A 25,238-nucleotide genomic window follows, 5' to 3' on the forward strand; every position below is an offset into this window, starting at 1 on the left:
GAACCGGCGGACGCGTCACCGCCGCCCGTGCCGGATACGACGGTTCGCGGGTTGTCCCTCTAACGGGACCACCGGCAACAAGGAGACGATCCATGCTCGACACCACCCGCAGGGCAACCGTCTACCGCATGGTGATGGAGAAGCACGTCTGCCCCTACGGCCTGAAGACCAAGGACCTGCTCGAACGCGAGGGCTTCACGGTCGACGACCACTGGCTGACCACGCGCGAGGAAACCGACGCCTTCAAGGCGGAGCACGGCGTGAAGACCACGCCGCAGACTTTCATCGGCGGGCGGCGCATCGGCGGCTACGACGACCTGCGGCGCCACCTCGGCAAGGAGGTCAAGGATCCCGACGCGACGAGCTACACGCCAGTCGTCGCCGTGTTCGCAATGACCGCCCTGATGGCGTTGGCGGCGAGCTACGCGGCCTACGGGACGCCGCTGACGATGCGTGCAGGCGAGTGGTTCATCGCCTTCAGCATGTGCGTGCTGGCCATCTTGAAGCTGCAGGACGTCGAGTCCTTCTCGTCCATGTTCCTGGGCTACGACCTGCTCGCTCGGCGCTGGGTCCGCTACGCCTACGCCTACCCCTTCTGCGAGGCGCTGGCCGGCGTGCTGATGGTGGCGGGCGCCCTGGACTGGCTTTCGATCCCGGTGGCCCTTTTCATCGGCACGGTCGGCGCCGTCTCGGTGGTCAAGGCGGTCTACGTCGACAAGCGCGAAATCAAATGCGCCTGCGTCGGCGGCTCGGGAAGCGTGCCGCTCGGCTTCGTCTCGTTGACCGAGAACCTGATGATGGTCGCGATGGCCGTCTGGATGCTGGTTGCCCACCACTGAGCGGAGGCCGCGATAGCCCCGTCCTGGCTGCACATCCTCGCCGCGTCATGCCTGCTGCTCGGCGCGGCATGCTCCATCGTTGTCGCCCATGACAATGGGCCACAACATGCTGACGTCGTGGCCGCCGCTGCTAGATCCGCTTCCTCCTACTGAGAAGACCTCTGGGCCGGCACGCTTGAATGTCCGCAAGGGGTCAGGAGTTCGCTCGCCGCATGTTCGGCTGTGCGCCATAAGCGGCCCCCCTAACAGAGTCGCTGGAATGGCCGCTTAGCCTTCGAAAACTGCCATTGGCATGGAACAGCAGGTCCCGGCGGCCACAACGTCCCCATGTTGGCGCCCAGGTGGCCGATGCGCCGCCGGGTTTCGAGGGCGCGGACCGCCGAAGACCGGAATCCTAACGAGACGCTTATGAGATTGGCTCCGCTTCCCGCTCGAACCCTAATGCGGTCGGGGGCAGATATGGAACGCGGTCTCCTGAAGCCCGCGCGAACCCAAGACACATGATGTCTCCCGCCGTTCAAGTTGCCGCCATCCATGTTCAGGCCCCCGCCTCGGATGCGGCCCGGTTCATCGTCGGCCAGGACCCGGAAGGCCACTGGGTCGCCATCGAGATCCACGGGCGCGCCGGCGGCCTGTTCCGGAGCTGCAAGGCCGCGGTCGACTACGCCGAGGACGAGACCGACCACCGGCCCGACGCCGTGCTCCTGTCCGGGGAGCGGATCGAGCTGCGCATTTGAACCCATGGCCGACGCCCTGGAGCGGTCGGCCCCGGCATCCCAGATCCTTCCCGTCGTCAACCGCAGGAGCTTCCCGTGTCCACCCGTTCCGTCCGAGCCCGCCACATCCGGCACATGGGCTCCGGACGCCGTGGCACCCAGGTCGTCCGTACTTCGGACCTCGTGCTCGCCGTCGCCGGCGTCGCCACGCTCGGCGGCTTCTGCCTCCTGCTTGCCGCCGACGTCCTGGGGGGTCTCGCGGGCATCTGACGCCCCTGGCCGGACCGTACCCGATGCCGGGCCGGTCCTAACGTGATACTCATACGGCGGACCCGTTCGCCCTCTCGAACCCTTATGCGGGAAGGTGCAGGCTCCGGTGACTTAAGCGTCCCGGGGCCTCCCATGCTCGCCTTTCCCTCGCCAGTCCTCGACATGACCTCCATCGGCGAGCGTCTCGCCCATGCGCGCCTCACGGGCGAACTCACCGATCTGGACCTTGCCGGCCTGGCAGACCTCGACGCGGCGGAGGACGTGCGCGACGCGGCCCTGAGAAAGCTTGGCTGGGCGCAGGTCGGCTACGCCCTTGTCGGCACGCATTTGGCGGTCGCACGGACGCTCCGCCTGGACGTACCGGTCGTCGCCCCGTTGATGCGCGAGACGGTGCTTGAGAATTCCTCCACCCTACGCCTGCCGCGTGGTGTGCTCGGCGCGGGCGTCAGTCTCTCCTTCCTGCTCGGTCGCTCGTTCCCGTTCACGGACGAGGAGCCGCTGACCGCCCGCAACGCGTCCCAGGCCTGCCTTGCCTGCCGGATCGACCTGCACGTACTGGGTCGGCGCACCCTGTCGCCGGCCGTCCTCGACGAACGCTCCGCGACCGCAGATCTCGGGCTCGACGTCGCACACGTGGCCGGCCCGTGGATCGAGGGCTGGGCAGCGACCGACCTCGCCGCGACCGAGGCCAGCCTCGCCATCGACGGCCACGTGGTCGTACGCGGCCACGGGCGCGACGTCATGGGCGACCCGTTCGCCGCGGTGGCCTGGTTGGCGCGACGGCTCACCGAACGAGGCTCTGGGCTGAGCGCGGGCGACCTCGTCTCGGTCGGTAGCTGCACCGGCTTGGCGCAGGTGCTACCGGGCCAGACGCTGTCGGCCCGGTTCGGCCACCTGGGCACCGTTTCGCTCGAACTGCGCTGAACGCATTGGCTCGTTTCGCTCTCGGCCACCGTCATGCGGTAGCGCGGGGCGCCCGCAAGGCGCCCTCATACGTTGCTGGGTGACCGAGCGCTCACCGACGCGTAGAGGCCCGCAGCGTCCCGCGCACCCCGCAGCCCGGTGGCGGTCTCCGGGTCCCTGAGCTTGCGCGCCACGCAGGCCAGGGCGTTCAGGTGCCCCCCACCTTCGCCTATGGGCAGCAGCAGTAGAAAGACGAGATCCACCGGCTGCTCGTCGACCGCATCGAAGTCTAGGGGCTCCCGCAGGCGCGCCAGCAGCCCGAACGGCTTCCTCATCGTCTCCAGCCGCGCGTGCGGAAGCGCCACACCGTCACCCACCCCGGTAGAGCCGAGCCCCTCCCGGCGGACGAGGGCACCGAGGATCGTGCCGGCATCGAGGTCGAGGGACCGGGCCGCACGTTGAGCGAGATCTTCGAGGAGGGCGGTCTTGCCGGAGGCGCGCAGGCCGTGGACCACGTCCGCCGGCGCGAGGATGTCGTCGATGGTCATCGCGTTGGCCGGCTCCATGCGGGGCTGGGTTTCAAGTGCTCGTCTCCGTCGTCGCCGGCTTGGTGTCGTTCGCCGCACGCAGCTTGAGGTTCGGTTCGTCGTCGGGGGCCCGCAGGCGATAGCCGACGCCGGTCTCGGTGAGAAGGATGCGCGGGCGCTCCGGGTCAGCCTCCAGCTTCTGGCGCAATTGGCGCATGTACACGCGCAGGTATTGCGGCTCCGACGAGACCGAGACCTCGTGCATCAGCTGGGCGTGGGTCAGGACCTTGCCGGCATGCAGCACCAGCACGCGTAGGAAGTCGTACTCCCTCGGGGTCAGCTTCACATCGGCGTCGTCGACCTTGACTACGCGGCGGACCAGATCGACCGAGAGCCCGTCGACCCGGAAGACCGGGCGCTCGCCGCGGGCGGCCAACTGGTGGCGCAGGGCCGCGCGCAGGCGGGCCAGGAGCTCTGCCATCCCGAAGGGCTTGGTCACGTAGTCGTCCGCGCCGAGGTCGAGGGCCTCGACCTTGCCGCCCTCGTCGTCCCGGCTCGACAGGACCACCACCGGAAGACCCGGATGGGTCACCCGGATCGCCCGGAGCAGGTCGTGCCCGCGCATGTCGGGCAGGCCGAGATCGAGGATGACGAGGTCCGGGCTCTCTTGAGCGAGCACCTCCAGGGCGGTGGCGGCGTTCGGGGCTTCCAGGATGGCATAGCCCTGCGTGGACAGGCCCATGCGCAGCAATTTGCGGATCGGGGGCTCGTCGTCGATGACGAGGATGGTCGGGCTCATGCGGCGAGTTCCCTTGGCGTTGTCCGTGCCGGGACCGGGAGCGTCACGGTGAAGGCGGCACCCAGCCGGTCGCGCCGGTTGCCCGCGGTGACGGTGCCGCCCATCGCCTCGACGAACCCGCGGGAGATGGCGAGGCCGAGCCCGGTGCCGGCCCGGACGTGGTCGCTCTTCCGGACCCGGTAGAACTTGTCGAACACCCGTTCGACGTCCGCCTCCGGCAGGCCGAAGCCCTCGTCCAGCACCTCGATCCGGACCGCCTGGCCGTCGTGCCGGGCGCGGACCGTGACGGTGGAGCCTTCGGGCGCGTACTTGGCGGCGTTGTCGAGGAGATTGACGAGAACCTGCTCGAACAGGACCGGGTCGAGGCGCAGGGTCGGCAGGTCCGGGTCGATCTCGACCGCAACCACGTGACCCGCCATGACCTTCTGGGTGCGACGCAGGGCGGTGTCGACGGTCTCGGCCACGTCGTGGGGGGCGAGGTTCGGCGCCACGGCGCCGGCCTCCAGCCGCGTCATGTCGAGCAGGTTCACGATGAAGCGGTTCAAACGCTCCGATTCCTCGATGACCGTCGCGAGGAGCTCGCCCTTGGCCTCGGCGGGTAGGGCCGCGTCGAGGTCGCGCAGGGTGGTGGCGGCGCCGAGCACTGAGGCCAGCGGGGTCCGCAGGTCGTGGCTGATCGAGGTGAGGAGCGCTTGGCGTAGCCGGTCGGTCTCGGCTGCGCGCTCGGCCCGGTCGAGATCCTCCACGAGGCGCACCCGTTCGATGGCGAGCGCGCCCATGTCGGCGAGCGCGTCGAGGAGGCGCCGGGCCTCGGGCGTCAGGATCGGTCCGGTGCCGTCCGCGTCGAGGCCGATCACGCCGATGATGCCGCGTCCGGTGCGCATCGGCAGGAACAGGCGCTTGGCTCCTGGCAGGGTGTCGGCGCCGCGCCCCGCTGGGCGCTCGTTGTCGAAGGCCCATTGCGCTGCGGCGAGATCCGCCTCGTCCAGCATGTCCTCGGGCGGGTAGCCGGCCCGGACGGTCACGGCCTTGCCGTCCGGCAGCAACAGCACGACGCGCACCTTCAGCATGGCGGCGACCTGGGCGGAGGTCGCCCAGAGCACGTCGTCGAGGGTCCCACAGGCCGCGAGCTTGCGCGAGAAGCCGAACAGCCGCTCGGTCGCCTTGGCGCGTCCCTGACTGACGACGGCGGTCCGGCGCGCCCGGGCGGCGAGGTTCGAGACCAGCACCGCCACCACGGTGAAGAGCAGGAAGGCCGCGACGTTGGTCGGGTCCGAGATGGTGAGGGTGTAGACCGGCGGCAGGAAGAAGAAGTTGTAGGAAAGCGATGACACGACCACCGCGACGAGGGAAGGGCCGAGCCCCCAGCGCACGGCCACCGCCACGACGGCGGTGAGCAGCATGAGGTCGGCGTTCTCGATGCCCGTGTAAGGCTCCAACAGCAGGGCGAGCCCGAGCGCCGCGCCGGTGGCGAGCAGCGCGACGATATAGGTCCGGGCATCGAAGGCGGCGGGCGGGGCGACGGTGGCCACGGGCCGGCGCGCGCCTGCATCGGCCGTTGGCATGGCCTCGCCGGGGACGACGTGGACGCTGATGTTGCCGCTGCGGCGAACAAGGTCGTGCACCACCGAGCCGTTGACGAGCTCGAAAGCCCAGGAGCGTGTCGCCTTGCCGACGACGATGTGGTTGACGTTGGCAGACTGCGCGTAGGCCAGGATCTCGTCGGCGATGCGCCGCCCGCCCGGCAGGGTGACGGCATCGCCCCCGAGCCGGTCGGCGAGGCGCAGGACCTCGGCGATCCGGTCGCGCTCGGCCTCGGTGAGGGAGGCGGCCCGCGGCCCTTCGACCACCAGGGCGGTCCAGGGCGCGTGTAGGCGGTCGGCGAGGCGCTTGGCGTAGCGCACCAGGCTGGCGGAGCGCGGGTCCTCGCTTACGCAGACCAGCACGCGTTCCCCCGCGGCCCAGGGGCCGGGGATCGCGTTCGCCCGCATGTGGCTCAGGAGCTCGTCGTCGACCCGGTCGGCCGTGCGGCGGAGCGCGAGCTCTCGCAGGGCCGTGAGGTTGCCGCGCGAGAAGTAGTGCTTCAGCGCCCGCTCGGCGTTCGTCGGAACATAGACCTTGCCCGCTTTCAAGCGCTCGATCAGGTCGTCGGGGTTCAGGTCGACGACCTCGATATCGTCGGCCCGGTCGAGGACACCGTCGGGCACGGTCTCGCGCACCCGGATGCGGGTGATGGACGCCACCACGTCGTTGAGGCTCTCGACGTGCTGGATGTTGAGGGTGGTCAGGACGTCGATGCCGGCGTCGAGCAACTCCTCGACGTCCTGGTAGCGCTTGGGGTGGCGAGAGCCGGGCGCGTTGGTGTGCGCAAGCTCGTCCACGAGCGCGATCTGCGGCCGGCGGGCGAGCAAGGCGTCGAGGTCCATCTCCTCCAGGACCGTGCCGTGGTAGGGCACGGCGCGGCGTGGGACGACCTCGAATCCGTCGAGCAGCGCCTCGGTCTCAGCGCGCCCGTGCGTCTCGACCACGCCGACGACCACGTCGGCGCCGGCCTTCAGCCGGGCGCGTCCGATGGTGAGCATCTCGTACGTCTTGCCGACGCCGGGCGCGGCGCCGAGGAAGACCTTGAGCCGACCGCGCGTCCGCTCCTCCCGGCGCGCCGCTTCGAGCAGCGCGTCGGGCGATGGGCGGTTCGGGTCGCGGCCGGTCTCGGGCATGATGGCTCCTCAGCGCTTGGCGAGATCGTCCAGGGCCATGTTGAGCGCCAGGACATTCACGCACGGCTCGCCGAGCAGGCCCAGGGTACGACCCTGGACCTGACCGGCGACGAGGTCGCGCAGCTTGTCCTCAGGCAGGTTGCGGGCCTTTGCGACCCGCGGCACCTGGAAGAAGGCGGCCTCGGGCGAGACGTCGGGGTCGAGGCCCGAGCCGCTCGTCGTAACGAGGTCGACCGGCACCGGTTGTCCCGGGTTCTGCCCGCGCAGCGCATCGAGGTCGCCCTTCACACGCTCCGCCAGTGCAGCGCTGGTCGGCCCGAGGTTCGAGCCCGCGGAGCTGGCGGCGTTGTAAGGCGCCGGCACGGTCTTGCTCGCGTCGGCCGGGTCGGCCGCGGTCGTGGCCGAGGGGCGGCCATGGAAGTAGCCCTCGCCGGTGAAGCCCTGCCCGATCAGGCTGGAGCCGACGACCTTGCCATCAAGCTCGATCAGGCTGCCGGCGGCCTTGGCGGGGAAGACCGCGCTGGCGATGCCGGTGACGGCGAGGGGGTAGGCAAGACCGGTGACCGCGGTCAGGGCGACGAGCAGGACGAGGGCGGGGCGAAGCTGGTTCAACATGGCAGGTCTCCTTCGACCTTCGGTTCAGGCGAGATGGAGGGCGGTGACGGCAAGGTCGATGGCCTTGATGGCGACGAAGGGGACGACGACGCCGCCGAGGCCGTAGATCAGGAGGTTGCGCCGCAGGAGCGAAGCCGCGCCGACTGCCCGGTAGGTCACACCCTTCAGCGCGAGCGGGATCAGGGCGACGATGACGAGCGCGTTGAAGATGATGGCCGAGAGAATGGCGCTCTGGGGCGAGGAGAGCCCCATGACGTTGAGCGCCTGGAGCTGCGGGTAAAGAGTCAGGAACATCGCCGGGATGATGGCGAAGTACTTCGCCACGTCGTTGGCGATGGAGAAGGTGGTGAGCGCCCCGCGGGTCATTAGCAACTGCTTGCCGATGCCCACGATCTCGATGAGCTTGGTCGGGTCGGAATCGAGATCGACCATGTTGCCGGCCTCGCGCGCCGCCACCGTGCCGGTGTTCATGGCGACGCCGACATCGGCCTGGGCGAGCGCGGGCGCGTCGTTGGTTCCGTCGCCGCACATGGCGACGAGCTTGCCCTCGGCCTGCTCCTTCCGGATCAGCGCCAGCTTGTCCTCCGGCGTGGCCTGGGCGAGGAAGTCGTCGACGCCGGCCTCGGCCGCGATGGCCGCCGCGGTCATCGGATTGTCGCCGGTGATCATCACCGTGCGGATGCCCATGCGGCGGAGTTCCGCGAAGCGCTCGCGGATGCCGCCCTTCACGATGTCCTTCAGGTAGACCACGCCGAGCAGGCGGCCGTCCTTGGCTACCGCGAGCGGGGTGCCGCCTGCCTTGGCGATATCCTCGGCGATGGCCCGGATCTCGGCCACGACCCCCGTCTCGGCCTCGGGGCGGACGGCCAGGGCGAGGTTCGAGCCGCGGGCCGCCATCGGCTGTCCAGTCACCGAGGCGATGACGGCTTCGACCGCACCCTTGCGGATGGACGAGCCGTCGAGGTCGACGCCCGACATCCGCAACTGGGCGGTGAAGGGCACGAAGGTGGCGTTAAGCCCGGCCATGTCGCGGGCGCGGATGCCGTACTTGTCCTTGGCCAGCACGACGATGGAGCGGCCCTCCGGCGTCTCGTCGGCGAGCGAGGCGAGCTGGGCCGCGTCGGCGAGATCCGGCTCCGAGACGCCGCGGACGGGCCGGAGCTCGGTCGCCTGACGGTTGCCCAACGTGATGGTGCCGGTCTTGTCGAGGAGCAGCGTGTCGACGTCGCCGGCCGCCTCGACCGCGCGGCCTGACATGGCCAGCACGTTGAAGCGCACCAGACGGTCCATGCCCGCGATGCCGATGGCGGACAGGAGCGCGCCGATGGTGGTCGGGATCAGGGTGACGAACAGCGCCACCAGGACGATGACCGGGATGGACCCGCCGGCGTAGCTCGCGAAGCTCGGGATCGAGGCCACCGCGAACACGAACACGATGGTGAGACCGGCGAGCAGGATGTTCAGCGCGATCTCGTTCGGGGTCTTCTGGCGGGACGCGCCCTCGACAAGCGAGATCATGCGGTCGACGAAAGTCGAGCCGGCGGCGGCGGTGATGCGCACCTTGATCTCGTCGGAGAGCACCTGCGTGCCGCCGGTGACCGCCGAGCGGTCGCCGCCCGATTCCCGGATGACGGGGGCGGACTCGCCGGTGATGGCGGCCTCGTTGACGCTCGCCACGCCCTCGATCACCTCGCCATCGGAGGGGATCAGGTCGCCGGCCTCCACGAGGACGACGTCGCCGACCTTGAGCGAGGTGCCGGACACCATCTCGAAGTCGCGTCCCTGGCCGGTGAGGCGCTTGGCCTGCATCTCGGTGCGGGTGCGGCGCAGGCTATCGGCCTGGGCCTTGCCGCGCCCCTCGGCGAGCGCCTCGGCGAAATTGGCGAACAGCAGCGTGAACCACAGCCAGAGGACGATCTGGCCGGAGAAGAATAGGTCGCTGCCCCCGGTGACGAGGTCGCGGGCGAAGAGCACGGTGGTGAGCGCGGCGACGACCTCGACTACGAACATGACCGGGTTGCGGATCATGGCGCGGGGGTCGAGCTTCCTGACCGAGCCGAGGAGCGCGGGCCCGACGAGGGCGGCGCTGAAGAGCGATGAGTTCTTGCGGGACATGGGTTCGGGTGTCCGGAGAGGGGCGAGGGGACCCGGCGGGCGACGCCGGGCCTTGCCGGTTCAGGGGGCGGTCGCGCCGGTGGCCAGGGTGAAGGCCGCGCCGAGGGCGAGGCCGCCGAGCAGGACGACGCCGAGGAGGGCCAACACGAGATCCGAGGCGCGTACCGGCTTGGCCTCGGAACCGTGGGGTCGGCGTCGTGACGGCCGGTGCGGCATGAGGTGGTGGCGCGGGATGCGCCGGTTCGGGAGGGTGCGTGGCATCTCAGCTCCCCGTGCCGAAGGTCTGGCCGGCCGCGCCGGCGAGGTGCTCGACCACGGGGCCGAGCGCCAGCGACGGGAAGAAGGTCAGCCCGCCGACGATCAGGATGACGCCGACCAGCAGGCCGACGAACAGGCCGCCATGGGTTGGGAACGTGCCGGCGGAGGCCGGGACCCGCTTCTTGGCGGCGAGCGAGCCCGCGATGGCCAGGGCCGGGATGATCACGAAGAACCGTCCGACCAGCATGCCGAGCCCCAGCAAGCTGTTGTAGAACAGCGTGTTGCCGCTGAGCCCGCCGAAGGCCGAGCCGTTGTTGGCCGCCGCCGAGGTGAAGGCGTAGAGGATCTCCGAGAAGCCGTGCGGCCCGGCGTTGGCAGGGCCGGCGAGGCCGGCGGCCGCCACGGTGGCGACGGCGGTTCCGCCCAGCATCATCAGCGGCAGGCACAGGATGGCGAGCATGGCCATCTTCACCTCGCGCGCCTCGATCTTCTTGCCCAGGTATTCCGGCGTGCGCCCGACCATCAGGCCGGCCACGAAGATCGCCACCACGACGAAGACCAGCATGCCGTAGAGGCCCGCCCCGACGCCGCCGACGATGATCTCGCCGAGCTGCATGTTGATGAGCGGGATCAGGCCGCCGAGCGCCGTGAAGCTGTCATGCATGGCGTTGACCGCGCCGCACGAGGCCGCGGTGGTGACGACGGCGAACAGGGCCGAGGCTACGATGCCGAAGCGGACCTCCTTGCCCTCCATGTTGCCGCCCGTCAGCCCGAGCCCGTTCAGCACGGAGCTTCCCGAAGCCTCGCTGCCGTAGGTGACGGCGACGCCGGCCAGGAACAGCACGCCCATAGCGGCGAGGATGGCCCAGCCCTGGCGGTCGTCCCCGACCATGCGGCCGAAGACGTTCGTGAGCGCGGCGCCCAGCGCGAAGATCGAGACGATCTGCACGAAGTTCGACAGGGCGGTGGGGTTCTCGAAGGGGTGCGAGGCGTTGGCGTTGAAGAAGCCGCCGCCGTTGGTGCCGAGCATCTTGATCGCGACCTGGCTCGCCACGGGGCCGACCGCGATTGTCTGCTTGGCGCCTTCCAGCGTCGTGGCGTCCACGTAGGCGCCGAGCGTCTGCGGCATGCCCTGCGAGACCAGGAACAGCGCGTAGACGAGGCAGATCGGCAGCAGCACGTAGAGGGTGCAGCGGGTCAGGTCGACCCAGAACGAGCCGACCGTCCTGGCCGAGGCTCGGGCGAAGCCGCGGATCAGGGCCACGGCGAGCGCGATGCCGGTGGCCGCCGAGAGGAAGTTCTGGTGCGTCAGCCCCAGCATCTGGCTGAGGTACGAGAGGGTGCTCTCGCCGCCGTAGTTCTGCCAGTTGGTGTTGGTGACGAAGCTCGCCGCGGTGTTGAAGGCGAGGTCGGGCGCCACCGCCGCCTGGCCCATCGGGTTCAGCGGCAGCACGTCCTGCAGGCGCAGCACCGCGTAGAGCAGCAAGAAGCCGAGCACGTGGAAGGCGAGCATGGCGAGGCCGTATCCGAGCCAGGTCTGCTCATGGCGCTCGTCGATGCCGGCGACGCGGTAGAGCCCGCGCTCGACGGGGGCGAGCACGGGCGAGAGAGGGGTTCGCTCCCCGGTGAAGACGCGTGTCATGTACCAGCCGAGCGGCTTCACGAGCGCGACGATGACCGCGCAGAACAGCGCGATCTGTATCCAGCCGTTAGGGGTCATGGGATGTGGTCCGGCAAGGCCGCTCAGAACCGCTCGGGGCGGATGAGGGCGTAGGTGAGGTAGACGAGGAGGCCGGCGGTCACGAGGGCGCCGAGGGCGAGGTCGAGGGTCATGGCGGCGTGCCTCAGAGGCGTTCGCAGAGCGTGGCGTAGGCGGCGGCCAGGCCGAAGAAGGCAAGGCCCCCGGCCAGGAAGACGATGTCGAGCATGGGATGTCCCGTATCCGTTCGGCCCGCTTGTCGCGGTCGTTCCGCGACCGACGGGGGCCGACCCCGAATGTGGACGGGAACCGCATTAGGGTTCGAGACGGAAAGGGAGGCGATCCTATAAGGAACTCATTAGGATGGGCCCAATTCCGAGGCTCGTCCGGAGCCTTTGGGGCGTGCCTTCGGACGCCAGGCTGCCTGCAGCTCCTGGCAGGCTCCCGGGGCGTCGACGAGCATGGCTTTCGGGCAGGCGGCGCGCCAGAGCGTGCGGTCCACCTGGATCACGCCGGTGTCCGCCCCTGCGAAGCCGCTGTACGGCACGCCGCAGGCCGGGCAGCGTCCGACGACGCGGCGGAGATCCGCGGCTCGGGCGTCCGCAGGGACCGGGTCGGGGGAAGCCCGGCTGGACGGGAAGCGGGGCGTGACGCCGGCAAGGCGAGCCCGCAGGCCGAGTGGGGACCCGGCGCTCAAGATGCGGGCAGCAGGTCGAGGGCGTTCAGGGCGAGCAGCGCGAGGGACAGGGCCGACCAGGAGCCGAGGACCAGGATCATCAGGGCGAAGACGCGGTCGGCCCTGCATTCGGCGGCGATGTGCCGTAGGACTATCATCTGCAAACTCCACCCGGGCGACGGCCCGGTGGGCGAGAAGTCCTCGTTACCCCGTTAAGGAACAAGACGGAGACCGGGCCTCCGGCATAGGTAACTCATAAGGACCGGTCGACGGGGCTGGCGACACGGGACCGGGGCCGATGCGCATCCGATGCGGGTACGGCTCCATTCGCCGGTCCTAGGCGCCACGGGGTGCGAACAGGATGAGGGCGCTTCCCAGCAGGCACACCACGCCGCCCGCGATGTCCCATCGGTCGGGTCGGTGTCCCTCGAACCCCCAGAGCCAAATGATGGCCGCAACGATGTAGATGCCCCCATAGACCGAGTAGGCCCGCCCGGCGGCCTCGCTCTTGGCCAGCGTCAGCAGATCGGCGAACACTGCCAGGGAAAGCATGCCGGGCGCCAGCCACCAGGGCGACTTGTCGAGGCGCAGCCAGGCCCAGAATGCGAAGCAGCCGGCGATCTCGGCCAGCGCGGCGGCGGCGAACACGGGATAGGTCGGCATGGTCGCGTGTTCGCACGCACGGGCCATGCGGCCAAGCCATGCTTGCACGCTGCGGGGTTCGGCGCCTGTGCCGCGCCGGCCTGGCCGCCGCTGCGCGATCCTGATGACTTCCTTATACCGCGCGCCCGCCATCCATCTCGTTTCCTTATGCGAGCCGTTTTAGCGTCGGGACCACGACCGCCCGAAGACGCGAGCCCGTCTTCCGCTCACCGACATCCCATCCGTCGGGCCGGTCACTCGAGGGCGTGCGGATGTCGCCGTGGGTTCACCGGCCGATCCGCACGCGGCGGGTCCTGGTGCCCTCGCATGAGACGGGCATGCCGGTCTGGCAGGACCAGCTCTACATCGCCATGGCGCGCGCGGCGACCGATGCGTCACGCTACTTCCGTATCCCAGTGGACAGGGCCGTCGAGATCGGCGCCCGGATCGACATCTGAGGACGCGGCGCCCGATCCGGAGCTGCAAAGGGGCCCGCTGCTGCGATGGGCTATTAGGCCGAGGCCGACGCACGACGGGTTGGTCAGGGTTTGGCGGGTTCGGCTGCCCGCGCAGTGCTCAGGGACGAGCGTACGGGCGCCAGACCCGGTGTCGCGGCTTGCACATGCCGGAAGGGGACCGAGACCGGCGCGACCTATGCCGGTCATGCTGTGCCACGACATGCTGATGTCGTGGCCGCCGCTGCTAGGTCCGCTTCCTCCCACTGAGCAGACCTCTGGGCCGACACGCTTGAATGTCCGCAAGGGGTCAGGAGTTCGCATGCCAGTTGTTCGGCTGTGCGCCAGTTCCGGACCTTTGACGGGAGCAGCCGCAAGGGCCGCTCGCCACCCAACAGCAGCCATTGGTCGAAGAGACCAGGCACCGCAGCCATTCACCCTCACGGTCGGCCTGCCAAGAGGGCTGAAGGCAAGCCGACCGCTATCGCAGGCCCCGGGAAGGGGCAACCACGCGGCCTCTGACGGGTCACACTCTAGAGCAACAAATAAATGAAATGAACGAGGATCGGGTGCCTTCGCGGATCATTCTAAATTGATCAAGACAGTATTAATTTTTCTGAAAATAATCGATTTTTGTACTTATGAATTAGTGCCAGTCTAGATTTGACATTTGCTTTTCGGCATATGCGGATAGCGTAGTTTTTGACCGTACCCTTTGACATCGATAGAAGGCGTGAGATGTCAGACGACGAGCGTCCTCCGACGATCAGATTGAATATGTCGCGCTCACGCCGCGTCAGGCGACGGATCAACTCTGTTCTCTCCCATGTCGAGGCGCGCTCCTGCGGATCGTCCGGACAGGGTGTCAGCGTAAGCATCCGCCCAGAGGGGGCAAGCGGGAAGTATTTGTCGAAACGCTCGATGTTGACGATGAAATCGTCGAGCATGATTGGGCCGTTCTGTTCGTTCTGAACGGCAACGGCGAGGAGGGACGGGTCCCTCTCGGCCGCGTCCCGCCAAGATCGTGAGGAGAAGAGTTCGACGCCGCACCGATCCTGCACCAAGGTCGGTTGCGGATTAAGCTGCGCGGCCTCCGAGATAAAGCCGCCCTGGCTGGTGGCGTCGAAGATCCGGCCGATATGGGCGCGTTCCAAGCCGTCGATGATGGGAAACGCTGCCTCGGCCCGCTCGATTTCGATTTTGCGGAAGTCGCCGCGTTCCCTCTCCAGAAAAAGGCCGATCGATGAGTTTCCGATCGTCGGCAGAAACAAGCCCAGTTCATCGCTTACATTGGCAACCGACTTGAAGACGAAGTTGTAGTTTCCGGCATCGATGGTATCAGCCGTACTCTTGAATTGCGACAACGCGCGTACACCGACCTCCTGGTACCGTCGCCAATGAGCCGCAAAGGGGTCAACGTCGGAACACAATTTATTGTAATGATCGCGCAGGGATTGTGGTACGCCCGACGTATACATGATTTCAGGAGGAGCTGTGTCTGAGAACCGGATGATCCAGCGGGCGCTGTGATGGATCAGGCATCCGAGTAGGTCGATGAGATTTTCATGGAAATTCATTTCACCGAGCGCGCGGGAGATGTTGCCGACACGCTGAAACCATTCCTGGCTGCCGAAATCCGTGAGCTTGGGACTATTTGTTCGCATCAGAGTCTTTCGCGAAAGCGATGAATTTCGACACCAGTTCGCCTTCCGATGCGACACCTGATTTCCGATAAAGGCGAAGCTTGATGTTTCGGATCGAGCCGCCACCTACTCCGAGCGTGCTCGAGATCTCGGGGTTCTTCATTCCCTTCAGCACGAGGCGGAGTACGTCGCGTTCGCGGCGTGTGAAGACGGTAAGTGGGTCCGCAACCTCGTTGGACACGTACGAGGTCGGTGCGGCCGTGACTTTCTCGAGCACTAGCATCGCTCCGTTCGGAGCGAGCGGAAAATCCGAATTGAGGCGCTTGGTCCGCAGGATCCATTCCTCCGAAATTTGTTCGACTCCGCCACTGACGGCGAGTGCTGCGGAAAGTTGCTTCAGCTTCGGAAAGCGATGCGTCGCTTGGCTCCAATTGCCGTTGGAGTAGACGTGGTGTCCTGCATGATCGAAGAGGGCTCTCGGAGATTGGATTGCAGGTGCGCCGGCCGAGAAATCCGATTTCCGCGTTTCGTTGAAGAGCAGGCCGAGATGAGATTGGCAGCACCCTTCGATCGCCGGATAGACGGTTTCGAGATTGCGAACCTCGTCTTCGGTGAAGAAGCCGTGCTTCCTTTCCAGGAAGATCGCGAAGCAGCTATGGGCCGTGATCGGTAGAATGATGCCTAACTCGTCGTCCATCCCGGCCGCCGCCAAGAATACATCGCTGTATCTCTTGTATGCAGCATCGTTCGATCGCAGCTGATCGAGCGTGAAGATGCCTGACTGCCTTTCGCTTCGCCATCGCGCCGAGAAAGGGTCGATCGACGCGCAAATCTTGGAATACACGCGTCGCGTCTGTGCTGAGACCCCGCGCGTGAACACAACGTCTGGATTTGTTTCACCGGCATATCGGATGATCCAGAAAGCATCGCTCGCGACCGTCATGTCGAGAAGGCCGATGAGTTCTTCGTGAAAAAAAGGCGAGCCGATGGATTGAATAACCTTGCCGATATGCAGGTTCCACGCGGGCGTTTTGAAGATGCTCGAAGCGTTCGCAGATCGGGACCGTGCCATTACTTCCGAGCCATCGATCCTGGGTCCTTTCGGACAAGTGCAGCCGCTGCGCCGCGACGAATGGCAGGTGCTGAGCAAACCGTTGGTGCCAAATTGCACCATTGCACTCCTGTGCAGCCGCGGCAATTGTGACCCGGAAGAAAAGTTCTTGATCGCAGGGCGTGCAAAGCTACTGGTGCGTTCTGACAGGAGAGCCTAGGCAAAGGCATGCCGCATGTCGCACTAATACTGATTTTTTCTCCATGATTTCAGTATTTTATCGAATATCGACAATCTCCTCCAGTGCGCTGAACCCGGTCCAGAATTTGTAGATCGCACGCTCAATCCCGCGCGGCTTCGTCGCGCGAGGCCGCGCGGGCTCTCCCCCAAGCGCGGCATCGAAAGGCCGGCGACGTCCGCGTTATGAGTCGATCGGGAGCATCGACACAAATATATAGCTCTCGTGCCGTGAACGAATTCTTGCCATTGAGAGTGTTTGTCGCTGAATTTATTGAGTGCGTCAATATTGCCGAAATATCCATTCCGACGCCGAACAACGGCGTGCATCGCTTGGGAGGGTAAGTCGTGACGATCGCAACGGCCGAGTTGTCGCCCGTTCCCGCCGAGGAAGGGCACCTGCAGAGAAGCATATCCTGGACGGGCGCGTTCTGGGTCGCGAGCGGCGTGCCGCCCCTCGTTCTATTCTCGATCGGTGGCATCGCCGGAGCGACCGGCACGCCTGCCTTCGCGATCTGGACGGCGTCGATGCTGATGGGCTTCCTGCAGTCCTTCGTCTACGCGGAGATGGCTGGGCTCTTCCCCAACAAGTCCGGCGGATCGTCGGTCTACGGCGCAGCCGCCTGGATGCGCTACGCCCGGCCAATCTCGCCGCTGCTGGTGTGGTGCAACTGGATCGCCTGGACGCCCGTCCTGTCGCTGGGCTGCACGATCGCCGCCGCCTACATCCTCAATGCCCTGGTGCCCGACCCGAACGCCACGATCCGGACATGGACGCTAGCCGCCGGCTCCATCGGTCCCGTGTCCTTCTCGCTGAACGCAGCCTTCTTCATCGGGGTCGCGCTCATGCTTTCGGCCTTCGCCGTGCAAGTTCGCGGCATCAGCGGCACCGCCCAAGTCCAGCGCATCATCGGTCTCGCTGTCATCATCCCGCTGCTCGTCATCGGCGTCGCTCCGCTGCTGCAGCACGGGGTGAATTGGGCCAACTTCACACCCTTCGTGCCGCTCGCCGAGGCCAACAAGCCGGCGCCCGGCGATTGGAATGCCACCGGCTGGACCCTCGTCCTCGGCGGGATGTTCCTCGCCGCGTGGTCAACCTATGCCTTCGAGACCTCGATCTGCTACACGAGCGAGTTCAAGAACCCCAAGACCGATACCTTCAAGGCGATCTTCTATTCGGGCCTGCTCTGCCTGACGATCTTCCTGCTGGTCCCGTTCACCTTCCAGAGCGAGCTCGGCCTCACGGGCATGCTGGATCCGTCGATCGTGGACGGTTCGGGCGTCGCGGCCGCCTTGGCCCGCATGGTCGGCGGCGGGCCGGTCGTGGCGAGCGCGCTCGTCATGCTCATGATCTTCGCGCTCCTGCTCTGCCTGATGACGGCCATGGCCGGTGCCTCGCGTACGCTCTACCAGGGCTCGCTCGACGGTTGGTTGCCGAAGTATCTCGGCCGGGCGAACCGGCACGGAGCGCCGATCGCCGCGATGTGGACCGGGCTCGCCGTCAATCTTGGCCTGCTGGCTATCGCCTGCGCCGATTCGGCCTCGTTCTTTTTCATCCTCGCGGTGTCGAACGCCGGCTACATCATCTTCAACTTCCTTAACCTGAATTCGGGCTGGATCCACCGTATCGACAACGGGCATCTTGAGCGGCCCTACCGGGCGCCCACGCTCCTCGTCGCGATCGGCACCTTGTTCGGCTTCACCAACGCGGTGTTCCTCGGGGCGGGCGCGAAGGTGTGGCACCCCTGGGCGCTGTGGGCCGGGATCGTCACGGCCGGTGCGATCATCCCGGTCTTCCTGTTCCGCCACTACGTTCAGGACCGCGGCCAGTTTCCGCCGCAGATGCTGCACGATCTCGGCGTCACGCGGACCGAGGCGCTGCTGAGCGGGCGCAAGGCCGGCCTCCTTCCCTACCTCACACTGGCGGCGGGCGTGGCCACCGTCCTCCTCGCCAACTTTCTCTTTCAGCTCTGACGAAACCGACCCGGGCGTTGCCGCGCACCGTCCGGGACCGTCGAAGACTTGGAGATCCCCGTGATCGAGATCAGCCAGTTCGACAGCCGGCCGACCTACGGCCGCCTCGCCCTCGATCAGAGGGCTAAGACCCACCTCATCGCCGCCGAGGACGAGGGCGCGGGCGCCATCCTCGACGTCTTCACAGGGGCGAGCGGCGCGCGCTCGCGGGCCATCCTGCTCTACGCGGAGACCGGGGATCTTGGCGCGCAGCGTTCGGATTCGCTCGCCTGCCTCGGCTGGGCGGCGTTTCATCCGGTAGCGAGCTGGAGCGCCCTGCTCGCCGACCTCGACAGCGTGCTCGAGGCCGCGACCATGGGCACACGCCTCTACGCCGCCGGGTCCGAGAGCTTCGTCGGCGCGGTGATCGCGCGGGCTGCGGGCTTCGGCGTAGTGCCGCACTCCGTCATTGCCGAGACGCGCGGCTCACTCGCCCGCCGCGTTCAGTGCGTGCACTGCAAGCACGTCGCCGAGGCGGTAACCGTTTCCCCCTACCGCTGCCCGGGCTGCGGACAGAGCCTGCTCGTGCGCGATCACTTCTCGCGCCGGCTCTCGGCCTTCCAGGGCGTGCGCATCGACGCCGAGATGCCCGGCGACATTCCCCCCGCACAGGAGCTGACACGATGAGCGGCGTCGAAATCCCGGTCCGCGTCACCGAGATCGAGCAGGCGACGCCGACGATCCGGCGTTTCCGGCTGGCGCGCACGGATGGCGGGACGCTGCCGCCCTTCGCCGCCGGGAGCCACGTCGTCGTGCTGATGCCGGCGGACGGCCGGACCATCCGCAACGCCTACTCGCTGGTCGACCGCGCCGAGGATGGTTCGAGCTACCGGATCGGCGTGCTGCGCACGCAGAAGTCCCGCGGCGGCTCGCGCTTCATGCACGAGCGCGTCGTCGTCGGCAGCGAGCTCAGGATCACGATGCCGGTGAACCTGTTCCCCCTGTTTCTGCCCGGGCGCCGGCATCTGCTGGTGGCGGGCGGCATCGGCATCACGCCGATCTACGCCATGGCGGAGGCACTGCGGCGCACCGGCGCCGATTACCAGATCCACTACGCCGTGCGCGGCGAGGCGCACGGTGCGTTCATCGCCGAACTACGCGCGCACCACGGCGACCGGCTGCGGCTCTATCGCAACGACTGCCAGGAAATCCTGGTCATGAGCGATATCCTGCCGAACCAGCCGCTCGGCACGCATCTCTACGTCTGTGGCCCTGCGGGGATGATCGAGTCGGTGCTCGACGAAGGGCGCGCGGCCGGCTGGCCGGAGGAGAACCTCCATTCCGAGCGATTCCAGGCGCCGCCGGCCGGGGACCCGTTCTCGGTGCAGCTGGCGCGGGCCGGGATCACCTGCGAGGTGCGCGGCGACCAGAGCCTGCTCGAGGCGCTGGAGGCGGCGGGCGTGGACGCGCCCTTCCTGTGCCGCGGCGGCGCCTGCGGCCAGTGCGCAGTCGATGTCTGCGAAGCCGACGGCGAGCTGATCCACAACGACCATTACCTGACGCCGGCCGAGCGCGCCTCCGGCAAGAAGATCATGCTCTGCGTCTCCCGCCTCGCCGGGCGGGAATTGGTTCTCGATCTGTAGAGCCCCGAACCCGCCGGGACGCGACACCGCCCGGCGCCGCACCGTCTCACGAAACGACAGGGGAAACGCCGATGACCCTTCACTTCAAGAAGGAATCGTTCCGCGACGATTTCACGTTCTCGAACTCGCCCGAAGCGATCCGCCGCTTCCCGTTCCCGTTCGAGAAGGACGAGTACATGTACTCGGTCAATATCGAGCAGCACATGCCGGGACCGGCAAAGTCCCCGTTCGAATTTCCGATCGACATCGATGAGCATTACCTCGCTGAAATGCACGACCGGGCACTCGTCCTGAAGGAGGATCCGGGTCGGTGCCAGTCGCTGCCGCACATGATCACCGCCGAGTGGGACCTCGTCGAACTCCTCATGGAGTCGATGGCCAAGCACTATCCCGAACATTTCCAGCTGACACGCGACGGCGACGCTTGGCACTGGGTCAACCGGCCGCTCGGGATCGACCAGCGTTTCACCTTCGGCGACACCGCGACCCTTCCCCGCCCACCGATGGAGTACATCACCCGCCAGTGCCAGGGCGATTTCGCGCTGCTCGACCAGCGGCTCGGCAATCTCTGGATGGATTCCGGCATGATCACCGGTCAGGCCGACTGGTCGCTCGATTTCGACATCGGGATGAACTTCATGGAATGGCACGCGCCAGTTCCGCTCGCGAAGGACATGGGCGTGTTCGAGCGCGCCTTGAAGTTCCTGCTCAATCTACAGCAGGGACGGCCGGTCCGGCGCCTCAACTGGACGATGACCATCAATCCTCGGCTCGATACCTCGCCGGAAAACTACGACAAGTGGGGCCGGGACCGGACGACGGTGACGCCCGAGAATGTCGGTGACAAGGTCCATCTGCGCGTCGAGCTTCAGGCAATGTGGCGCCTGCCGCGGTCGAATGCGATCGTGTTCTCGATCCGGGCTTACATGATCAGCATGGACGAACTCGTCACGGTGCCGAAATGGGCGCGGCGTTTCCACCGCGTGCTGCGCGACGTGCGGGGTGAGCTCGCCGAGTACAAGGGCCTGTCGCGCTACCGCGACAAGACGGTGGCGTGGCTGTCGCGCTACGACGACGGCGCGCCGACCTCGCCCGGCTTCGCACCCGACTGACGCCCGTGGCGGCACCCGTCGCCGCTCCTCTCAACCGCACCGACGTCTTCGAGACCGCGTCACCCGGCGCCGTCGCATACCTGAAGGTAGGACGAGTCATGACCACCGACACCTTTCCGCGCAAAAACGCCCTGGCGAAGCGGCATCACGAACTCGGCTCGAAGCTCGATACCGAGTGGAATGGGCGGCTGATCCCGCAGCACTACGACACCGACCCCCACGAGGAGGTCGCAATTGTTCGCTCGAAGGCCGGGCTGTTCGACGTATCGGCCCTGCGGATCATCAACGTCTCCGGTCCCGATGCCGCCGAGGTGCTGAACCGGATGCTGACCTCGGACGTGGGCAAGCTGAAGCCCGGACAGTCGTCGATCTCGAACATCGTGGACGAGAACGGCGCGCTGATCGACGACGTGCTCGTCTATTGCGACGGCCCGACCGCGTTCCGCGTGAGCCACGGCGGCGGCCGGCTCGATACCGTCATCGCCAGCTTCTTTGAGGGCTCGCAATCGACCTGCGATCGGGACGATGACGTCCATATCCTCTCCCTCCAAGGCCCCGCCGCGCTCGATATCCTGAGGCCACACACCGACCTCGACCTGACCGGCATCAAGTATTTCGAGCACGCGCCAACGACTCTGTTCGGCAGAAGTGTTTCGATCGGCCGTGGCGGCTACTCGGCCGAGCGGGGCTACGAGGTGTTCTGCGCGGCTGCCGATGCGGAGTTCCTCTGGGACAAGGTCATGGAGGCTGGCAAACCCTACGGGATCTGCGCCGCGTCGTGGGATTGCCTGGACATCGTCCGGGTCGAGGGCGCCCTGCTGTTCTTCCCCTTCGACATGCCGCAGGGCGACGAGACGCCCTGGGAGGTCGGCGCGGACTGGACAGTCGACCTGTCCAAGCCGGATTTTCACGGCAAAGTGGCCCTGGAACGGCGCCGGCGCGAGGTGCGCTACGCCAATGTCGGCCTGGAGATCGATGCCAACGGGGCGATCGAACCGGGCGCGAGGCTGGTCCGGGACGGGCGGACCGTCGGCCGGATCAACTCAACGACCTACAGCCGGCATTTGATGAAGTCGATCGCGCTCGCTCAGGTCACGTCGGATCTTACCGCCTTCGGGACGGAGTTCGCGGTGCGCTCGGACAAGGGCTCATTCACCGCGCACGTCGTGCGTATCCCGTTCTATGACCCGAACCGGCTGCGCACCCATCCGCTGGATGAGCGGGCCTGACCGGTGCAGGTGAGGTGGAGTGAACGGAGGGCGCGATGCAGCGCAAAGATCGGCGCACCGCGCTCCAAGTCCGGCACAGACGCGGCCGCGCAGCAAAGCCTCCGGAAATTCGCCGCGTCGGAGTGGAGACGCCATGACCCGATGCAGCCTCCAGGCCAGTGCTTCTCACGTATCTTGACAACCGGAAACGTCCATGTCGGTCGACCTGATTCGATGACATTGCGTTGCACAAATTGTGCGCAATTCGGTCTGAAAACCGTGCAGATGACCTGTTTTCAGGCAACATTTCGCTTGAAGATAAAATTTGTATCCCGTAGGGAATATGACAACGAAGGGACGTCGCAACATCGTGAGCGGCGTTCGATAAAAACACTCAGGGAGATCGTGGCATGACCACTTTGACGCCTCCGGCTGGAGGTGAAGCGATGCCGCTTGTCTCGACGCGCTCCGAGGGCGTCGCGGACTGTCTTATCTTCGCTCAGGAATATTCCCGTCGGACGCGACTGGCCGGCCTCGTCGGCGCCGCGCTGACCGGCGCCGCCGGCGCCGCCTTCATCGCCCGGATCGATGCGCAGGCGAGCGCCCTGCCGGCCCTCATCCTCGGCTTCTCCTTCGTGGGCGGCCTGCTCTCGACCTGGTCGCCCTGCGGCTATTCGAGCCTCTGCCTCCTGCGCCCGGTTGGGCGGCACGCGCGCAGCGCCCTCATCACCTACACGCCCACCTTCCTGCTCCATGGGGCCGGCTACGCCCTCGGGGCCGTGATCCTCGGCCTCGTCCTCGGGCTGGCCGGGGGGCTCCTCGGCTTTGCCGGCGCGTCGGTTCTCACGCTCGCCGCGCTCGGTCTCGCCGGCCTCGTCTACGGCGCGCATCAGCTCGGCTTCCTGCGCGTCCCCTATCCGCAGCGCCGGGCCCAGGTGCCGCACGACGCGCGGCAGCGCTTCCCGATGTGGTTCATCGGTGGCCTCTACGGGATCTCGCTCGGCCTCAACTATCTCACCTACGTCCAGACCCCGATCCTGTACCTCGTGACCGCGGCGGCCGTGGCAAGCGGCAACGTCACCTCCGCGATCGTGCTGTTCCTGGCCTTCAACGCGGGCCGCTTCCTGCCCATGGCGGTGAATTACCTGCCGGTGAGTGACATCGCCGTGCAGAACTGGCTCGCCCGCCGCCAGGAAAGTGCAGCTTTTCTCGACGGTGGATTGCTGATCGCGTTCGGCGCGGCGCTGCTGACCTTCGCCGTGCTCTGAGCGCGAGCGGGCCGGCGCCCGCTCACCCATCCCGCCCTTCGGTTTTTCGCACTCGCCTCAAGGAGAGAATGATGACGCACGCCTATGCCTCGCTTCGGCACGCCTTCCGCTACGGCTCGTCCGCCCTCGGTGCCGCGGCGCTCGCGGCCCTGATGGCCGCCGGCCCGGTCGCGGCCGCCGAGCCGGGTACCGCCGCCAAGCAGGCCGCCGCCGACCTCGCCGCCGGCAAGGCCGACGATCCGGTGGTGCTGAAGGCGCCCGCGCCGAATGCCCGGCGCGTCTACGTCTACGATCCGAAGCACTTCGCGGCGATCTCGCAGAGCTTCATCATCGACGGCGACACCGCCCGCGTCCTCGGCACGGCCGATAGCGGCTTCATGGGCAATCCGATCGTGGCCAGCGACGGCTCCTTCTTCGGCCACGCCAACACGGTGTTCTCACGGATCGCCCGCGGCAAGCGCACCGACTACGTCGAGCTGCTCGACCCGCGGACCGCGGACCCGATCGCCGACATCGAGCTGCCGAACGCACCCCGCTTCCTCGTCGGCACCTATCCCTGGATGACGGCGCTGACGCCCAACAACAAGACGCTGCTGTTCTACCAGTTCTCGCCGCAGCCGGCCGTCGGCGTCGTCGACCTCGTCGGCAAGAAATTCGACCGGATGATCGAGGTGCCGGACTGTTACCACATCTTCCCGTCGAGCAACGACACCTTCTTCATGCATTGCCGCGACGGCAGCCTGCTGAAGGTCAGCATCGGAGCCGACGGCAAGTCGCAGACCAAACGGACCGAGATCTTCCACAAGGAGAACGAGTACGTCATCAATCACCCGGCCTACTCGCCTAAGAACGGCCGCCTCGTTTGGCCGACCTATACGGGCAAGATCTTCCAGGTCGACCTGTCCTCCCAGGAGGCCAAGTTCCTTCCCGCGATCGAGGCCTTCACCGAGGCCGAGAAGAAGGACGGCTGGGCGCCGGGCGGCTGGCAGCAGGTCGCCTATCACCGCGACAGCGACCGCATCTTCCTGCTCGGCGACCAGCGCGCGGCCTCCAAGCACAAGGCGCCGAGCCGCTTCCTGTTCGTGATCGATGCCAAGTCCGGCAAGCGCCTCAGCAAGATCGAGCTCAAGCACGAGATCGACTCGGTCGGCGTGAGCCAGGATGCCAAGCCGCAGCTCTACGCGCTCTCCACCGGCGCCAAGACGCTGTTCATCTTCGATCCCGAGACCGGCAAGGAGATGTCGAGCGTCAACCAGCTCGGCGCCGGCCCGCAGGTCATCACGACCTCGGACATGTGACGATCATGTCCGCCATCGCCCTGTCCGACATCGCCCTGCCGCTCCTCGGTGAGCCCGTCGTCACGGTCTTCCTGCGGTCGTTCCTGATCCTGCTCTTCGTCGCCGCAGCCCTGCCGAAGCTGCGTCACGCCGACGAGTTCTTCGGGGTCGTGCGGAACTTCCGGCTGATGCCCGAGGCGATGGCCCGCCCCTTCGCCGCCGTGCTTCCCCTCGCGGAACTGGCGCTCGCGGCGGGTCTCGCGGTCCCGGCGACGGCCGCGATCGCCGCGGCGGGCCTCGGCGGCTTGCTGGTTCTGTTCGGCCTCGCCATCGCGATCAACGTGGTCCGCGGCCGGACAGCGATCGATTGCGGATGTTTCCGCAACGGCATGCGGCAGCCGCTCGGCTGGCTGCTCGTCGGCCGCAACGCCGGTCTCGCCCTCGCGGCCTTCGGCCTCGCCTGGATCCTGCCGGCGGCGCCCGCCGCCGGCCCCTTCGATCTTGCCGTCGGCTTCGCGGCCGCCGGCCTCGCCCTCCTCATCGGCTACGGCGCTTCGCTCTTGAACGGGCTTCAAGCCGGCGCGCGCCCCTCTTCCCTTTCGAAAGGCTGACTGC

General features: G+C 67.2%; 25 protein-coding genes. 13 read left to right on the plus strand and 12 right to left on the minus strand.

Annotation, left to right across the window (positions count from 1 at the left end; all coding sequences use genetic code 11):
• The first annotated feature begins 92 nt into the window (after positions 1–92).
• From LPC10_RS06650 to LPC10_RS06665, 4 genes are all read left to right on the plus strand, one after another.
• Positions 93–839 (plus strand): glutaredoxin, encoded by a 747-nt coding sequence (locus tag LPC10_RS06650; protein ID WP_231345988.1) that lies wholly within the window; start codon positions 93–95, stop codon positions 837–839.
• 500 nt (positions 840–1,339) lie between these two features.
• Complete coding sequence (locus tag LPC10_RS06655) at positions 1,340–1,576, plus strand: hypothetical protein (RefSeq protein ID WP_231345989.1); 237 nt, start codon at positions 1,340–1,342, stop codon at positions 1,574–1,576.
• 75 nt (positions 1,577–1,651) lie between these two features.
• On the plus strand, positions 1,652–1,825 hold the full coding sequence (locus LPC10_RS06660) for a hypothetical protein (protein WP_231345990.1): 174 nt from the start codon (positions 1,652–1,654) through the stop codon (positions 1,823–1,825).
• A 132-nt stretch (positions 1,826–1,957) separates the two neighbouring features.
• Positions 1,958–2,749 carry a 2-keto-4-pentenoate hydratase gene (locus LPC10_RS06665; protein WP_231345991.1) on the plus strand — a complete coding sequence of 264 codons (792 nt, stop codon included), beginning with the start codon at positions 1,958–1,960 and terminating at the stop codon, positions 2,747–2,749.
• Between the two features lie 65 nt (positions 2,750–2,814).
• Here the strand turns inward: LPC10_RS06665 and LPC10_RS06670 are convergent, their stop codons facing one another.
• The 10 genes from LPC10_RS06670 to LPC10_RS06715 form a co-directional block, all read right to left on the minus strand.
• A complete protein-coding gene (locus LPC10_RS06670; protein ID WP_231345992.1) occupies positions 2,815–3,276 on the minus strand; it encodes a PTS sugar transporter subunit IIA in 462 nt (153 codons plus the stop codon).
• Positions 3,277–3,307: 31 nt separating this feature from the next.
• Positions 3,308–4,054 (minus strand): response regulator, encoded by a 747-nt coding sequence (locus LPC10_RS06675; protein ID WP_231345993.1) that lies wholly within the window; start codon positions 4,052–4,054, stop codon positions 3,308–3,310.
• Positions 4,051–6,771 carry a sensor histidine kinase KdpD gene (locus LPC10_RS06680; protein WP_231345994.1) on the minus strand — a complete coding sequence of 907 codons (2,721 nt, stop codon included), beginning with the start codon at positions 6,769–6,771 and terminating at the stop codon, positions 4,051–4,053. Before LPC10_RS06680 ends, LPC10_RS06675 begins: the two co-directional genes overlap by 4 nt.
• A 9-nt stretch (positions 6,772–6,780) precedes the next feature.
• Entirely contained in the window at positions 6,781–7,386 is a 606-nt protein-coding gene (locus LPC10_RS06685; protein ID WP_231345995.1) for a K(+)-transporting ATPase subunit C, read from the minus strand.
• A gap of 24 nt (positions 7,387–7,410) precedes the next feature.
• Positions 7,411–9,501, minus strand: coding sequence for a potassium-transporting ATPase subunit KdpB (gene kdpB / locus LPC10_RS06690; RefSeq protein WP_231345996.1), 2,091 nt, complete (start codon positions 9,499–9,501; stop codon positions 7,411–7,413).
• A gap of 60 nt (positions 9,502–9,561) precedes the next feature.
• On the minus strand, positions 9,562–9,762 hold the full coding sequence (locus LPC10_RS06695; RefSeq protein ID WP_231345997.1) for a hypothetical protein: 201 nt from the start codon (positions 9,760–9,762) through the stop codon (positions 9,562–9,564).
• Between the two features lies 1 nt (position 9,763).
• Positions 9,764–11,479, minus strand: a complete 1,716-nt coding sequence (kdpA, locus tag LPC10_RS06700) for a potassium-transporting ATPase subunit KdpA (protein ID WP_231345998.1) — start codon at positions 11,477–11,479, stop codon at positions 9,764–9,766.
• A 23-nt stretch (positions 11,480–11,502) separates the two neighbouring features.
• Entirely contained in the window at positions 11,503–11,592 is a 90-nt protein-coding gene (locus LPC10_RS06705; RefSeq protein WP_231345999.1) for a K(+)-transporting ATPase subunit F, read from the minus strand.
• A gap of 559 nt (positions 11,593–12,151) precedes the next feature.
• Positions 12,152–12,292, minus strand: a complete 141-nt coding sequence (locus LPC10_RS06710; RefSeq protein ID WP_231346000.1) for a hypothetical protein — start codon at positions 12,290–12,292, stop codon at positions 12,152–12,154.
• A 178-nt stretch (positions 12,293–12,470) separates the two neighbouring features.
• Complete coding sequence (locus LPC10_RS06715; RefSeq protein ID WP_231346001.1) at positions 12,471–12,797, minus strand: YnfA family protein; 327 nt, start codon at positions 12,795–12,797, stop codon at positions 12,471–12,473.
• A gap of 251 nt (positions 12,798–13,048) precedes the next feature.
• Between LPC10_RS06715 and LPC10_RS06720 the strand changes: the two genes are divergently transcribed.
• On the plus strand, positions 13,049–13,234 hold the full coding sequence (locus tag LPC10_RS06720) for a hypothetical protein (RefSeq protein WP_231347154.1): 186 nt from the start codon (positions 13,049–13,051) through the stop codon (positions 13,232–13,234).
• Between the two features lie 593 nt (positions 13,235–13,827).
• Here LPC10_RS06720 and LPC10_RS06725 read toward each other — a convergent pair.
• Both LPC10_RS06725 and LPC10_RS06730 read right to left on the minus strand, forming a co-directional pair.
• Entirely contained in the window at positions 13,828–14,895 is a 1,068-nt protein-coding gene (locus tag LPC10_RS06725; RefSeq protein ID WP_231346002.1) for a LuxR C-terminal-related transcriptional regulator, read from the minus strand.
• Entirely contained in the window at positions 14,882–16,048 is a 1,167-nt protein-coding gene (locus LPC10_RS06730) for a helix-turn-helix transcriptional regulator (RefSeq protein ID WP_231346003.1), read from the minus strand. Before LPC10_RS06730 ends, LPC10_RS06725 begins: the two co-directional genes overlap by 14 nt.
• 462 nt (positions 16,049–16,510) lie before the next feature.
• Here LPC10_RS06730 and LPC10_RS06735 point away from each other — a divergent pair, with 462 nt between their 5' ends.
• From LPC10_RS06735 to LPC10_RS06770, 8 genes are all read left to right on the plus strand, one after another.
• Positions 16,511–18,136: an APC family permease gene (locus LPC10_RS06735; RefSeq protein ID WP_231346004.1), complete on the plus strand. Its 1,626-nt coding sequence runs from the start codon at positions 16,511–16,513 to the stop codon at positions 18,134–18,136.
• 60 nt (positions 18,137–18,196) lie between these two features.
• A complete protein-coding gene (locus LPC10_RS06740) occupies positions 18,197–18,802 on the plus strand; it encodes a dimethylamine monooxygenase subunit DmmA family protein (protein WP_231346005.1) in 606 nt (201 codons plus the stop codon).
• On the plus strand, positions 18,799–19,758 hold the full coding sequence (locus LPC10_RS06745; RefSeq protein WP_231346006.1) for a PDR/VanB family oxidoreductase: 960 nt from the start codon (positions 18,799–18,801) through the stop codon (positions 19,756–19,758). The genes LPC10_RS06740 and LPC10_RS06745 overlap by 4 nt, the downstream gene beginning before the upstream one ends.
• Positions 19,759–19,829: 71 nt before the next feature.
• Positions 19,830–20,870 carry a DUF3445 domain-containing protein gene (locus LPC10_RS06750; protein ID WP_231346007.1) on the plus strand — a complete coding sequence of 347 codons (1,041 nt, stop codon included), beginning with the start codon at positions 19,830–19,832 and terminating at the stop codon, positions 20,868–20,870.
• Positions 20,871–20,968: 98 nt separating this feature from the next.
• Positions 20,969–22,099, plus strand: a complete 1,131-nt coding sequence (locus LPC10_RS06755) for an aminomethyltransferase family protein (protein WP_231346008.1) — start codon at positions 20,969–20,971, stop codon at positions 22,097–22,099.
• Positions 22,100–22,524: 425 nt separating this feature from the next.
• Complete coding sequence (locus LPC10_RS06760) at positions 22,525–23,346, plus strand: methylamine utilization protein MauF (protein ID WP_305080626.1); 822 nt, start codon at positions 22,525–22,527, stop codon at positions 23,344–23,346.
• A gap of 71 nt (positions 23,347–23,417) precedes the next feature.
• A complete protein-coding gene (gene mauB, locus LPC10_RS06765; protein WP_231346010.1) occupies positions 23,418–24,644 on the plus strand; it encodes a methylamine dehydrogenase (amicyanin) large subunit in 1,227 nt (408 codons plus the stop codon).
• A 5-nt stretch (positions 24,645–24,649) separates the two neighbouring features.
• Entirely contained in the window at positions 24,650–25,234 is a 585-nt protein-coding gene (locus LPC10_RS06770; RefSeq protein WP_370644669.1) for a MauE/DoxX family redox-associated membrane protein, read from the plus strand.
• Positions 25,235–25,238: the final 4 nt, after the last annotated feature.

The sequence above is a fragment of the Methylorubrum sp. B1-46 genome, assembly GCF_021117295.1.
Lineage (GTDB): Bacteria > Pseudomonadota > Alphaproteobacteria > Rhizobiales > Beijerinckiaceae > Methylobacterium.